Below are 13510 nucleotides of genomic sequence, written 5' to 3' on the forward strand. Positions count from 1 at the left end.
AATTAGATGAATTATTATACTATCTTAATTGTGAAAACAACTTTAATTGAATGAAATACTTTCTAAATCGTTCATATAAGATCTTAAGACTTTTGGTACAATAATTGAACCATCTTTTCGTTGATAATTTTCTAAAACAGCTATCAATGTTCTACCAACAGCTAGTCCACTTCCATTAAGGGTGCCGACGTAGTGGGTTTCTTTATTTTCAGTTTTATATCTGGTTTTCATTCTTTGACCCTGAAATGTTGAGCATGACGAACAAGAAGAAATTTCTCGATATTTATTTTCTGAGGGAAGCCAAACCTCTATATCATAAGTTTTTTCAGCACTAAAACCCATGTCTCCTGAGCATAAAATAATCTTTCTGTAAGGTAATTCTAATTTATCCAATATATCAGTTGCACAGTTAGTCATTCTTTCTAGCTCTTCTGAGCATTTTTCTTTTTCAACAATACTAACCATTTCAACTTTATAAAATTGATGCTGCCTGATCATACCTTTAGTGTCTTTACCATAACTACCAGCTTCTTTTCTGAAACAAGGAGTTGACGCAACCAATCTTATGGGCAGATCCTTACGATCAACAATTTTATCTTTAACCATATTTGTTAATATTACTTCAGCTGTGGGTATCAAAAATTTTCTGTCAGACACTCCGTCAAATTTAATTTCAAACTGATCATTTTCAAATTTTGGGAGTTGCCCTGTACCAAACATTGTATTATCAGAAGCAATTAATGGTGGTGAAATTTCTTGATAGTGATTTTGATTTACATGAGTATCAAGCATAAAATTTGATAATGCTCTTTCCAATAAAGCTAACTGGCTTTTGACAAAAACAAATCTTGAACCTGTAGTTTTTGTTGCAAGATCAAAATCAAGCATTTTTAATTTTTCACCTAGCTCGTAGTGCGATTTAGGATTAAAATCGAATTGAGGTATTTTACCTGATTTTGAAATTTCAATATTATCATTTTCATCTTTACCATTAGGAACATCGGGATGAGGTATGTTTGGGATATTTGATAGTATATTTTCTAATTCAATTTTAATTTTTTTTTGATTATCAGAAACCTTCTCTAAATCAGAAGAAATTTCTTTTGATCGTTTGAACAAAGACTCATCTTTAGATTTTGATATATCTTTTTTTTCTTTTTCAAGAGTTTCTTTTTGTTGAATTAAATCTCTATTTTGTTCATCCAATTTTTGTAAATTCTTAAAATCAATATTTAAAGATCTTTTTTCCAAAGACTTTTTAAAGAAACTAAAGTCTTTTCGAATTTCTTTAATATTATGCATCAGTATTTTTTAAATTTTTGTTTTCTATAAATTTTACAGAAAATATAGATAATTCATATAAAATTAATAATGGAATGGCCAACCCGATTTGAGTAATTGGGTCGGGCGGTGTTAACAAAGCAGCAGCTGCAAAAATTATAACCACAACATATTTTCGTCTATCTTTTAAGAACTGACTATCCACAACACCTACTCTTGCTAACAAGCTAAGTACCACAGGTAATTGAAAACTTAATCCAAAAGCAAAAATAAGTTTCATTACAAGAGATAAATATTCATTTACTTTGGCTTCAAGCTGTATGGGTAAACTTGTTGATAGACCAGTACTTTCAAACGATAAGAAAAATTTAATCGCAAGAGGCATAATTAAATAATAAACCAACATTCCCCCTAGAAGAAATAATATTGGTGTTAAAATTAAGTAAGGCATAATTGCTATTTTTTCATGTTTGTACAAACCAGGAGCTATAAATTTCCAGATTTGCATAAGAATAAATGGACAAGTAACAAAAAAAGCTGTGAAGAAAGAAACCTTTAGATAGGTTAAGAACGTTTCTTGTAACGCTGTAAAGATTAATCTTCTTTCAGATCCATCATCTTTAACAGCCTTAGCGAAGGGATCAACCAAGAACCCATATATGGTTTCAGCAAAAAAATAACATCCAATAAAAAAAATAAACAAAAACAAAAAACTATGAATTAGTCTTTTTCTTAGTTCAGTTAAATGACTTATGAAGCCACCTTCATTTTCTTCGTTATTCATCTTTTTTATTATCTTTTTCTACTTTATCAATTTTTTCATCTTCAATATCAATATTTGAAACTTCATTTTGAATATCATTGATGTATCTTTTGGCTGTACCAATCCAAGAACCAGCTTTTTTCAACATTAAAGGAAAGTCTTTTGGACCAAGAACAACAATAGCAATAGCTACTACAATTAAAATTTCAAACCAACCAATAGTAGGCATGTATTTTAATCTTTATTATTTGAGTCTTTATTTTCGTCGGAAATATTTTTTGGCTCACTATCGTCAGTAACATCTGACGCCATTCCTTTTTTGAAACTTTTAATACCTTTAGCAACATCACCCATTAAACTAGATATTTTTCCACGTCCAAATAATAAGACAACTAATATTACAACAATTGCTATTTGCCAAATTCCTATACTCATAAAAACTTATAACCTTTTTATGGTTGATTTAAAAGTGACTTTTTTATGTATCTTTTTCCTCTTCATCAAGAGTGCTATTTAACATCTCATCAATATTTGAGTAGATATCTTCTTTCTTTTCATCTTGTTTTTCTTTAAAAAATTTACTCGAGCCAAAAATTGCATTATCAACACTTGCACTATCAATTAAACCAGCGGCACCTAATTCATCAACTGTTGGAAGATCTGATAATTTTTGTAAATTGAAATGACTTAAAAAGCCATCTGTTGTTAAGTATTGAATAGGTTTGCCTGGAACATCTTTACGGCCTCCTGGTTTAACCCAATCTAATTCCATTAATATTTCTAAAGTATTTGTCCCAAATGCAACACCACGTATTTCTTCAATTTCTGCACGAGTGACAGGTTGATGATAAACAATAATGGCTAAGGTCTCAATAGCAGCGCGCGATAATTTTTTTTCAACAGTTTTTTCTTAAGTCATTAAATTTGAAAGTTTTGGTGACGTTCTAAAAGACCATTTATCTTTTATACAAACCAAATTTATACCCCGGCTTGAATATTCATACTGTAATTTTTCTAACGATTTAGCAACATTTGCTTTTTTTGAAATTTTAGTTTCTATTGTGTCAACATCAAGAGGCTCAGCAGCCGCAAAAATTACAGCTTCAATTTCTTTTTCAAGATCTGTAAGTTTTGATGGAAATTTAACTATGTTATCTTTAGATATTTTTTCTTTTTTAATCATTAATTTCCCTTACATAGATATCATCAAATAGGTTTTCTTGTTTTATCGAAAGATTGCCTTCTTTGACTAACTCTAAAGATCCAGCAAATATACCCGCTTTGCCTGTCTTTTTATATTTTGAACCATTTTTAAAATTATTAGGTATTAAGTCATTTAAATTTTTCCAATCCATCAATTTGCCAAGAAATTGTTTTATAGTTTTAATGCCATCTTCAGTAGTAAATACAGGTAATTTAGGAATACTCATGGTCTGAAAGTCTTTAGTCATCACTATTGATGAATAAGATTTTAAAAGTTCAAATAAGCTTACATTATATTCAGAACTATAAATAGATCTTATATTGCCTTTAATACCACGAGTTCTAATTTCTCTCCCCAATCGATTTCTTTTAAGCATTTGCTCAGAAAGCAATCTAATTAGTTCCAATTTTTTAAGTTGTAATTTTAATTTTTCTGCAACCTCTTGAACTTTGAATTCCTCTTCAGGGGTGCCTGGGAGTAATAATTTTGATTTTAGATAAGCTAACCATGTGGCCATTAACAAATATTCAGACGCAATTTCTAAATTCAAATTTTTTTCGTTTGTAATATAGTTGTGAAATTGGTCAGCTAATTTAGTTATTGAAATTTCTTCTAAATCTACTTTTTGTGCTTTAGCAAGATCAAGTAATACATCTAACGGGCCATTATAGTTATTGATATCAACATTAAATAAAACAGAATCAGACTCAGGCATATACAAATATTAACTTAAAATTTTATAAAATTGTGATGTTTTTTTAATTATAAAGCTACTTATCAAGGGTGAATTTTCAGCAACTATCTTCATTTCATTGAGGTTACTATTGCAATGAAGAACTATATTACATCCAGCTTTAAATGATTTAATAGTATTGTCTTTCATGGTCTCTTTTAAGCTCTTCATTGAAAGATCGTCTGAAATTATAATGTTTTTGAAACCGATTGAATTCCTAATATGATTAATCACTTTTTTTGATTGAGTTGCTGTATTTAACTTATCAATATTTTTATAAATAACGTGAGCTGTCATTGCAAAAAAACAGTTCTTTTTTTTAAAAACACTAAAATCATATTTCTTTAGATAATTAAGCGATTTATCAACTACAGGAGTAAAATTATGACTGTCAACTTTAGCTAAGCCATGTCCCGGTATATGCTTTATTATTGTTCCAATCGAATTTTCTTGAAATAATTTTATACATAAATCACCCAACTTAGAGGCTATTTTTGCTTTTTTTGAAAAAGATCGATTACCAATTATATTACTAGATCCTTTAATTCTAAGATCTAAAACAGGCACAGTATTAATGTTTGCTCCTATTAACTTTAATAAGTAAGATGTTTTATCAATAAATAATTTATAAATAATATCAAATTTCATTTTATCTTTTTCATAAAGATTGCCAAAATATTCAGATGTTAAGTTGTCAAAAGAAATAATATTACTTAATCTATTTACTCTTCCACCCTCTTGATCAATTAATATTGGATAATTCTTATCTTTAAATATCTTTTTTATACTATCTGTTAAAACTTTGGTTTGTTTGATAGATTTAATATTTCTTAAAAACAATATCACGCCCCATGGTTTGTATTTAATTAAAAATTTTTTTTCATTACTTGATAACTTGTAAGATTTAATACCAACGATTATAGCTCTTCTATTTTTAATCATTTTCTAATAATTTCCAAAAGTTAAATTTTTTTTTCTTTTTTTTGTCTGTCTGTTTCACATATTCAATGACATTATCTGTATCATTTCTTAATAACGGTAAATTTTTTGAATAATCCTTAATTTTCTGATTAATATTTTTGTAAGATCTATAAGAATTTTTGATATTATCATTTGAGAAATAATATCTTCCCGTGAAAAAAAGAAATATTATAATAATTGTTATAAATATTAAATACTTAATCTCTTTTAACATTACATTTTAGTTGGAGAAGCAACACCAACTATATCCATTCCTGATTTAATTACATTTGCAATTGCTTTTAAAAAAACTAATTTATCTTGAGAGATATTTTTTTGATCATTGATAAATCGTTTTTCTGGAAATTGTTTTCCAAGATTCCAATAAGAATGAAATTCAGCAGCAAGCTCATATAAGTAAATTGGTATTCGATGAGGTTCTAGTTTTGTGCTAGATGCATCAATACATTTTGGCCACTCAGATATCTTCTTTAAAATTTTAATTTCATCAACAGAATATTCGAATTTAAAATTGTCTATATTAATATCTTTTTCTAAATCTCTGTCCAAATGCCGAAATACAGATGAAATTCTAGCATAACAATATTGAACATAGTATAGCGGGTTATCTTTAGATTTTTCTTTGACAGCATCAAAATCAAAATCTAGCTCCACATCACTACTTCTGTTTAACATAATAAATCTAGTTGCATCTTTACCAACTTCCTCAATTAAATCGTCAACTGTAATATAATCGCCTTTTCTTTTTGACATTTTAAATGGTTTGTTGTCTTTAATTAATTTTACAAGCTGACTAATTTTACAAATTAATTTATTTTGTTCTCCCGAAAGAGCTTCTACTGAAGAAGAAATTCTTTTTATATAACCAGCATGATCTGCGCCAAGTATATTAATTAGATAATCAAATTTACGATCAACTTTATTTTTATGGTAGGCAACATCACTTGCAAAATAAGTCCAGGTACCATCAGATTTTTGCAAAGCCCTATCCTTATCATCACCAAAATCTGTTGATCTAAACAACAATTGCTCTCTTTCTACCCAATCCTTCTTATCTTCCCCCGCCGGTGCTTTAATTTTACCTTTATAGACAAAATTATTAACTTCCAAAAATTTTATTACATTTTCAACTTCTTTATCTAAAACAATATTTTTCTCGCTAACAAAATTGTCATGTTTAATGCCAAGACTTTTTAGATTTTTTTTGATCAATAATAAGGCTTGTTCTATTGATAATTCAGTTAATCTTTCACTTATATTTTCATAATTTTCAAAATTTAATTCTGCATTGGAAGAAATAATATTTTTTGCAAAATCAACTAGATAGTCTCCTGGATATAGATCGGAATTATCAATTGGAAATTTTTCATTAAATTTAATCTCACGTATTCTGGCAAAAACAGATTTAGTAAAATTAATAATCTGATTTCCATAATCATTGACATAATATTCTTTAGTAACTTTATGATGGTTAAAGATTAATACATTTGAGATTACATCACCCAATATAGCTCCACGACAATGACCGACATGAAGGGGTCCTGTTGGGTTAGCTGAAACAAATTCTATTAAATAATTTAGCTTTTTTTCTTTTTCATTAACACCAAAGTTTTTTTTGTTAGTAATGATTTCTTGAATAAAATTTGTCCAAAACAAAGGTTTAAACTTAATATTAATAAAACCTGGTTTCGCAATTTTTATATTTTGGATTAATGAATCTTTATCTTTAATAATGGGAGATATTTGTTCAGCTATGTCTATTGGCGATCTTTTATTTAATTTTGAAAGTACCATTGCTACATTAGTCGATATATCACAATCAAATTGAGCTGGTGGAATTTCCGCATTAATTCCATTAAAAGTTTCTGGAATAAGTAACTCTCCTTGTTTGCTAAGATTAATTAAAATTAATTTAATTTTGTCTAGGTACGATTCAAAGATATTCATTTATAATTATTATATAGGTTAATAGCATAACGATCCGTCATACCTGAAATAAAATCTGAAATAGCTCTAAATTTATCACTAGTCAATTGATCTTTTGAAAGAAATTTTTTAGGATTAGATTTAATTATACTAAATAATTTTTTAATGATCGCTTTACCTCTTTGATTTTTCCTTAAAACTGATTTATTATTGTACATTTTAGTTCTCAAAAATAATCTAATTTCTCTTTCTGAATTCTGTAATTTATCTGAAAAATTAACTAATAATTGATCTGCCTTATTAACATCATTTACAGATTTAATTTTTAACTCTTTTAAATTTTTTTGTGTGTTAGACAACAAGTCTCTAATCATTAAATCAATTGAGTCTCTAATTATTTGATAAGTGGCAATTTTATAATTTCTTTTATTTATTTTATTTTTATACTTAAGATAAATCGATTTAAAAAAGTCTATTTCAACAAGTTCTTCTAATTTAAACAAATTAGCTTTAATTCCATCTTGAATATCATGATTATTATAAGCAATATCATCAGAAATTGCTGAAATTTGAGACTTTAAAGATGCGTAAGTGTTAAAATTAATCTTTCCTTTAAATACCTTTAAACCAATTAAGCTATTTACTAAGTTTGTATCTTCGACAGGTCCGTTATGTTTTAACAACCCTTCTAATGTTTCAATAGATAAATTTAGACCTTTAAATTTAAAATACTTATTCTCTAAGAACATAACTATTCTTAATGTTTGCAGATTATGATCAAAACCACCATAATTTTCCATACATTCGTTTAAAGCGTCTTCACCAGCATGGCCAAATGGTGTGTGACCTAAATCGTGAGCAAGACTTAATGTTTCAGCTAAATCTTCATTTAAATTTAAATATTTAGCAACAGATCTTGCTATTTGAGCAACCTCAATAGAATGGGTAATTCTCGTTCTGAAATGATCTCCCTCCGTATTTACAAATACTTGTGTTTTATGTTTCAACCTTCTAAACGATGCACTATGGATAATTCTATCTCTATCTCTTTGAAATGGTGATCGATACTTTGAAGTGGGCTCTTTACTAAGTCTTCCCTTACTTTTGAATACGCCTAACAAAGTGTGTTTTTTCATCCTTTAATTTAAATAATTAAGTATTATATTAGTAGTATCAGTGTTCAGACATGATTAAAGAAATTAAATTTACAAATAATGCTCTAAAACAGATAGCAAATTTATTATCTAAAAAAGATGATGGATCATTTTTTAGAATCGCTATTAAGGGCGGAGGATGTTCAGGTTTTCAATATGAATTTACATTTGAAAAATCCAAAAATGACGATGATTTAAATTTTGAAAACATCTTAATTGACAAAACTTCAGCAAATTTATTAAAAGGTTCTGAGGTTGATTATGTATCTGAGCTTATTGGTGAGTTTTTTAAAATTTCTAATCCACAAACCAAATCTTCTTGTGGCTGTGGTGTTTCATTCTCACTTTAATGATTATCTCATCTTGGAATGTTAACTCAGTAAGAGCCAGAATAGAAAATATCAAAAGCTATCTACTAAAATACAAACCTGACGTTTTAATGATGCAAGAAATAAAAACTGAAGATGTTAATTTTCCATATGATGATTTTGCCTCCATGGATTATGAAAGTCATGTTTTTGGTCAAAAAAGCTATAATGGTGTTGCCATCATATCTAAAGGAAAGTTAAATAATGTCAGAACTGATTTAATCAAAGATAAGTTAAAACAATCAAGAATAATTTCTGCAGAAATAGAATATAAAAAAAAAGTTATTCAATTAATAAATATCTATACACCTAATGGTAATCCTGTTGATACTGAAAAATATGATTATAAAAAAAATTGGATGGATCAACTTATCAAGCAACTAAAAACTTTATCTAAAAAAAATCAAAACATCATTTTAGCTGGAGACTTTAATGTTATCCCTGCTGCTGAAGATGTTTATAACGTTAAAAGCTTTGAAGACGACGCTTTGTATAGACTTGAAATTAGAAAAAAATTTAGAGAAATGTTAAATCTTGGTTTTAATGATGTTTATAGACACTTTAATGAAGATAAAGAGGGATATACATTTTGGGATTATATGAGAGGTGCTTGGCAAAAAAATAATGGTATGAGAATTGACCACTTCTTAGTTTCAAACTCTCTTATCGATAATATAAAAGATATTAATATTAATAAAGATCCTCGTGGTAAAGAAAAGCCATCAGATCATACTCCGATTGAAATTAAACTAACTTAAAGATTTAATTTTATTAACTAATTCTTCATTGATATGTCTAGGGCCAGTATCTTGTCGATTTTTATGTCTTCTTTCACCAGGTAATCTCACTTCACCCATTGATTTCATTTTTTCAAAAAATTCTTCTGCATGTTTTTGCCAGCTTGTACCTGCAGTTTTATCTGGACAAATAGCTAGAATAAATTCACCACCGCTTGGTGGGCCACCATCATTATTATCTTTAGCAGCTGTTTCATAACTGAAATTATCACCCACTAAAGCACCAGCTAACAACTCAACCATCATAGCTATAGCTGAGCCTTTGTATCCACCAAAAGGTAATAAAACACCACCGTCAGCAATCTCTGCTGGATCAGTAGTATCTTTTCCATCTTTAGTTAAACCTGTTCCAAGAGGAACTTTATGCCCTTCTCTTTTAGCGACTTGAACTTCCCCCATGGCCATAGAAGCTGTTGCCATGTCATATACAACAGGTGTCTTTCCAGGTCTTGGCCAAGCAAATGAAATTGGATTTGTACCAAACAAAGGTTTCATTGCACCAGCAGGGGCAACAGCAGGCTTGTATGATGTACAAGCAAAAGCAACTAAACCATCATCTGCTAACATTTCAGTTTCAGGCCACATAGCAGCCATATGATGTGAATTATTAATAGCTAAAACGGCAACACCATTTTCTTTCGCAGCTTTAGATAATTCAGGTAAACCTTTGTTCAAAACAACTGGAGCTAAGCAATTATTGCCCTGAACTTTAATTACAGATGAAGAAACTTTATTAATTTCAGGTTTTCCTTTACCGTCTATCTTTCCACTCTTAAGACCGCTTACATATGCGGGTAACCTAAATAAGCCATGGGATACAGATCCATCTCTTTCTGCATTTCTAATTAGATTTGATAAAATAGTTGCAGTTTCATCATTGCACCCATTAGCTATTAGCGTTCTTTTTGCTAATTCAAAAATTTCATCCAAGGATAAAGAAATATTACTCATTTATTTAGTCTTACAATTTTTACATAAACCAAAAAATTCTAAATTATACTTGCTGTATTTCATTCCAGTTTCATCCGTAAAGTTTGATAAATATTTTGAAAGCTTTGAATTGCTTATTTCAGAAACATTTTCACAATTTTCACAAATTGAGAATGCTGTTGCTTTAGAAATTTGACAATTAGAATTTTGACAAGCTATAAAAGCATTTCTACTTTCAATCTTATGGATCTTTCCAATTTCTACTAATTTATCTAACGCTCTGTAAACTTGTAATGGAGCTTTAATACCTTCTTTTTGAACATTAAACAGGATTGAATAAGCTTTCATCGGCTCACCAGATTTATCAATTATATCAAAAATGATTTTTTGGTTTTTAGAAAGATTGTGTTCTTTTTGCATATACAAATTCTTATCAATTAGTTGTTAATTTTTCAATTTAATCGATTGTTTAATATTAAGTAAAGACAATATAAATAAAACTAAAGCAGCCATAATTATTGAAGGTCCAGATGACGTATTAAATTCTAATGAAGAAAATAAACCCAATATTACTGATAAAAGACCACCAATAATTGAGTATAAAACCATTTTCTTTGGACTATCTGAAATATTTCTGGCCATTGCAGCTGGTATAATTAACATTCCAGTGATTAATAATAAACCAACCATTTTAATTGATATAGCAATTACAGCAGCCATCAGAATTGTAAATACAGCTTTTGATCTATCGGGATTTAATCCCTCTGCTTCTGCTAGTTCATAATTTACCGTAGATGCGAACAGAGGTTTCCAAATCAATTTAAGTATAAATAAAATTATTGCTCCACCTGTCCATATAATAATTAAGTCATTAGTTGTTACGGCTAATATGTCACCAAATAAAAGACCCATTATGTCGAAACGAATAAAGGTTAAAAAACCAATTACAACTAATCCAACAGCCAAAGAAGAATGTGCCAAAAGACCCAACAAAGCGTCTCCAGGTAGATTGGTTTTTTTCTGAAGCTGAATTAATATTAATGCAACTACAGATGAAATTATGAATACTGAAAGCGCAATATTAAGCTCAAAAGAATAAGCTATTGTAACTCCTAATAAGGCTGAATGAGATAGTGTATCGCCAAAATAAGACAATCTTCTCCATACTACAAAACAGCCTAGTGGGCCCGTTACCAACGCAACTCCTATTCCAGCTATTAAAGCTCTTATGAAAAAATCATCTAACATATTAATTTTTCTTTATTTGACCCTCATCTGAATGAACATGGTCATGTTTGTGCTCATAAACAGATAGAATTTGAGAGGCTTGTTCACCAAATAAAGTTTTGTACTCATTATTTTTAGCAACATCCATTGGTGTACCTGAACAACATACATGACCATTCAAGCAAACAACATGATCAGTTGCTGTCATAACAGTATGCAAATCATGGGAAATTAATAAAATTCCACAATTTAAAGTATCTGAAATTTTTTTGATCAATTCATACAACGCTATCTCTCCAGTATAATCAACGCCTTGAACTGGTTCATCTAGAACTAATAATTCTGGTTTTTTTGAAATTGCTCTTGCAATCAAAACTCTTTGAAATTCTCCACCTGATAAATTTCCTAAATTTTCATTTTTAAGATGACTAACTCCAGTTAGAGTTAAAGCTTCATTTATTGGTTCGTCTTTAATATCTTCAGTTAAAAGCATAAAATCATACACTCTTAGTGGCAAGGTCCAATCTATTGAAATTTTCTGAGGAACATAACCAACTTTGTTTGTAAATTTTTCAACACTTCCCACAATATTTTTGTAAATACCTAATGCAATTTTTGCTGTAGTACTTTTGCCAGACCCATTTGGGCCAATTAAAGTAACAATCTTTCCCTTCTCAACTTTTAACGAAACACCTTCAACTAACCATTTATTATTTTGTTTAAAACCAACTTTATTTAGTTCAACTAATATATTTTTATCTGAGTTCATTTATATCTTGACTTGTATATGTTATATTATTACATACTGTTATATTATAACAACTAATTAAATTACTTATTATGAAAAATATCAAAAAATTACCCTTAATATTATCAATTTTATCAATGTTAACATTCTTTACATCAGCTAGTGCTGAAATTAAAGTAGTTACATCAATAAAACCTATCCATTCTTTAGCAAGTTATCTTATGGATGGGGTTGGAAAACCAAGTTTAATTGTAAATGGCTATGCGTCTCCTCACGCATTTTCCATGAAACCATCTCATGCAAAAATGTTACAAAATGCAGATATTATATTCTGGGTTGGTGAAAGTATGGAAAATTTTCTAAAAAAACCATTGAGCTCAATAGCAAAAAAAGCCGAAAAAATCGAATTAATAGAAGTTAAAGGATTGAACGTATTAAAGTTCAGGGAAAGAAATATTTTTGATGAGCACAATCATGATGATCACGCTAAAAAAGAAGATGATCACGACGACCACGATCATGATGATCACGCTAAAAAAGAAGATGATCACGACGACCACGATCATGATGATCACGCTAAAAAAGAAGATGATCACGACGACCACGATCATGATGATCACGATGATCATGCACACGGAGATTATGACTTTCACATTTGGTTAGATCCAATGAATGCTAAAGTAATCTTAAATGAAATGGCTGAACATTTGATCGAAAATGATACTGAAAATGCATCTAAATATAAAAATAATTTAAAAAAAGCACTTAAAGAAATTGATACTCTTATAATCCAAGTGATGACTGAATTAAACAAAAGTGTGTCATCTATAGTTTTTCATGATGCATATCAATATTTTGAACAAAGATTTAATGTAAATATTCTTGGAGCGTTTACTGTTAACCCCGATGTAATGCCCGGTGCAGAACAATTAGCAGAAATCAGAGAAATTATTGAACATGATAAAGTTGCTTGCGTGTTTTCTGAGCCTCAATTTAATCCTGACATAATCAACGCTGTATCAAAAGATATGAAGATAAAAACAGGTGTTTTGGATCCATTAGGTGCAACTTTAGATCCAGGTAAAAATTTATATTTTGATTTAATAAAGAATATGTCTTTGTCATTTAAAGATTGTTAAGTCAGTAGTTTTGTAATTGTACTAAAATACAACTTATATTTGTAAATTTTAAGTAGACAAATTTTAAAGATAATATATTGATGATGAATCAGCTATTCCTTTAAAAAACTTCTATATTCTTACTGTGGACTTATGTTTTTTTTATTATAAATATCGATGAATCAACTCACTTCAAAAAAAAATAATAAATTTAATTATAGATAAATTTCCTCACACCTATTAAATCGTCATCAAGAATAAGAATTGTTCGAAACGGAAA

Annotated in this window: 16 protein-coding genes and 1 pseudogene; 3 read left to right on the top strand and 14 right to left on the bottom strand. The window is 28.9% G+C overall.

Annotation, left to right across the window (positions count from 1 at the left end; genetic code table 11):
- Positions 1-42: 42 nt before the first annotated feature.
- From serS to ACIJYA_RS03485, 10 genes and pseudogenes are all read right to left on the bottom strand, one after another.
- On the bottom strand, positions 43-1302 hold the full coding sequence (serS, locus tag ACIJYA_RS03440) for a serine--tRNA ligase (RefSeq protein WP_435089167.1): 1260 nt from the start codon (positions 1300-1302) through the stop codon (positions 43-45).
- Positions 1295-2065, bottom strand: coding sequence for a twin-arginine translocase subunit TatC (tatC, locus tag ACIJYA_RS03445; RefSeq protein ID WP_435089168.1), 771 nt, complete (start codon positions 2063-2065; stop codon positions 1295-1297). The genes serS and tatC overlap by 8 nt, the downstream gene beginning before the upstream one ends.
- The gene (gene tatB / locus ACIJYA_RS03450) at positions 2058-2273 is read right to left on the bottom strand and encodes a Sec-independent protein translocase protein TatB (RefSeq protein ID WP_435089170.1); all 216 of its coding nucleotides are present in this window, start codon (positions 2271-2273) and stop codon (positions 2058-2060) included. The genes tatC and tatB overlap by 8 nt, the downstream gene beginning before the upstream one ends.
- Positions 2274-2278: 5 nt before the next feature.
- Positions 2279-2479, bottom strand: coding sequence for a twin-arginine translocase TatA/TatE family subunit (gene tatA / locus ACIJYA_RS03455; protein ID WP_435089171.1), 201 nt, complete (start codon positions 2477-2479; stop codon positions 2279-2281).
- Positions 2480-2522: 43 nt separating this feature from the next.
- Positions 2523-3227: pseudogene (gene scpB, locus ACIJYA_RS03460) on the bottom strand (SMC-Scp complex subunit ScpB).
- A complete protein-coding gene (locus tag ACIJYA_RS03465) occupies positions 3220-3963 on the bottom strand; it encodes a segregation and condensation protein A (protein ID WP_435089172.1) in 744 nt (247 codons plus the stop codon). The pseudogene scpB and the gene ACIJYA_RS03465 overlap by 8 nt, the downstream one beginning before the upstream one ends.
- A gap of 9 nt (positions 3964-3972) precedes the next feature.
- Positions 3973-4923, bottom strand: coding sequence for a glycoside hydrolase family 3 N-terminal domain-containing protein (locus ACIJYA_RS03470; RefSeq protein WP_435089174.1), 951 nt, complete (start codon positions 4921-4923; stop codon positions 3973-3975).
- Positions 4916-5176, bottom strand: coding sequence for a hypothetical protein (locus ACIJYA_RS03475; RefSeq protein WP_435089175.1), 261 nt, complete (start codon positions 5174-5176; stop codon positions 4916-4918). The genes ACIJYA_RS03470 and ACIJYA_RS03475 overlap by 8 nt, the downstream gene beginning before the upstream one ends.
- Positions 5176-6909 (bottom strand): arginine--tRNA ligase, encoded by a 1734-nt coding sequence (gene argS / locus ACIJYA_RS03480; protein WP_435089177.1) that lies wholly within the window; start codon positions 6907-6909, stop codon positions 5176-5178. Before argS ends, ACIJYA_RS03475 begins: the two co-directional genes overlap by 1 nt.
- Complete coding sequence (locus ACIJYA_RS03485; protein WP_435089178.1) at positions 6906-8024, bottom strand: deoxyguanosinetriphosphate triphosphohydrolase; 1119 nt, start codon at positions 8022-8024, stop codon at positions 6906-6908. The genes argS and ACIJYA_RS03485 overlap by 4 nt, the downstream gene beginning before the upstream one ends.
- A 50-nt stretch (positions 8025-8074) precedes the next feature.
- On the opposite strand from ACIJYA_RS03485, the gene ACIJYA_RS03490 reads away from it, so the two are divergent.
- Both ACIJYA_RS03490 and xth read left to right on the top strand, forming a co-directional pair.
- On the top strand, positions 8075-8392 hold the full coding sequence (locus ACIJYA_RS03490; protein ID WP_435089180.1) for a HesB/IscA family protein: 318 nt from the start codon (positions 8075-8077) through the stop codon (positions 8390-8392).
- Complete coding sequence (gene xth, locus ACIJYA_RS03495) at positions 8392-9168, top strand: exodeoxyribonuclease III (RefSeq protein WP_435089182.1); 777 nt, start codon at positions 8392-8394, stop codon at positions 9166-9168. Before ACIJYA_RS03490 ends, xth begins: the two co-directional genes overlap by 1 nt.
- Here xth and ACIJYA_RS03500 read toward each other — a convergent pair.
- From ACIJYA_RS03500 to ACIJYA_RS03515, 4 genes are read right to left on the bottom strand one after another with little or no spacing between them, the layout of a single operon-like run.
- On the bottom strand, positions 9160-10158 hold the full coding sequence (locus ACIJYA_RS03500) for an Ldh family oxidoreductase (RefSeq protein ID WP_435089183.1): 999 nt from the start codon (positions 10156-10158) through the stop codon (positions 9160-9162). The genes xth and ACIJYA_RS03500 overlap by 9 nt on opposite strands.
- Positions 10159-10557: a Fur family transcriptional regulator gene (locus ACIJYA_RS03505; protein WP_435089184.1), complete on the bottom strand. Its 399-nt coding sequence runs from the start codon at positions 10555-10557 to the stop codon at positions 10159-10161.
- 24 nt (positions 10558-10581) lie between these two features.
- Positions 10582-11385: a metal ABC transporter permease gene (locus ACIJYA_RS03510; protein WP_435089185.1), complete on the bottom strand. Its 804-nt coding sequence runs from the start codon at positions 11383-11385 to the stop codon at positions 10582-10584.
- A gap of 1 nt (position 11386) precedes the next feature.
- Positions 11387-12133: an ATP-binding cassette domain-containing protein gene (locus tag ACIJYA_RS03515; RefSeq protein WP_435089187.1), complete on the bottom strand. Its 747-nt coding sequence runs from the start codon at positions 12131-12133 to the stop codon at positions 11387-11389.
- Between the two features lie 71 nt (positions 12134-12204).
- Here ACIJYA_RS03515 and ACIJYA_RS03520 point away from each other — a divergent pair, with 71 nt between their 5' ends.
- Positions 12205-13251 carry a zinc ABC transporter substrate-binding protein gene (locus ACIJYA_RS03520; protein ID WP_435089189.1) on the top strand — a complete coding sequence of 349 codons (1047 nt, stop codon included), beginning with the start codon at positions 12205-12207 and terminating at the stop codon, positions 13249-13251.
- The last annotated feature ends 259 nt before the right edge of the window (positions 13252-13510 follow it).

The sequence above is a fragment of the Candidatus Pelagibacter bacterium nBUS_29 genome, assembly GCF_051200905.1.
In the GTDB taxonomy this organism is placed as follows: Bacteria; Pseudomonadota; Alphaproteobacteria; order Pelagibacterales; family Pelagibacteraceae; genus Pelagibacter.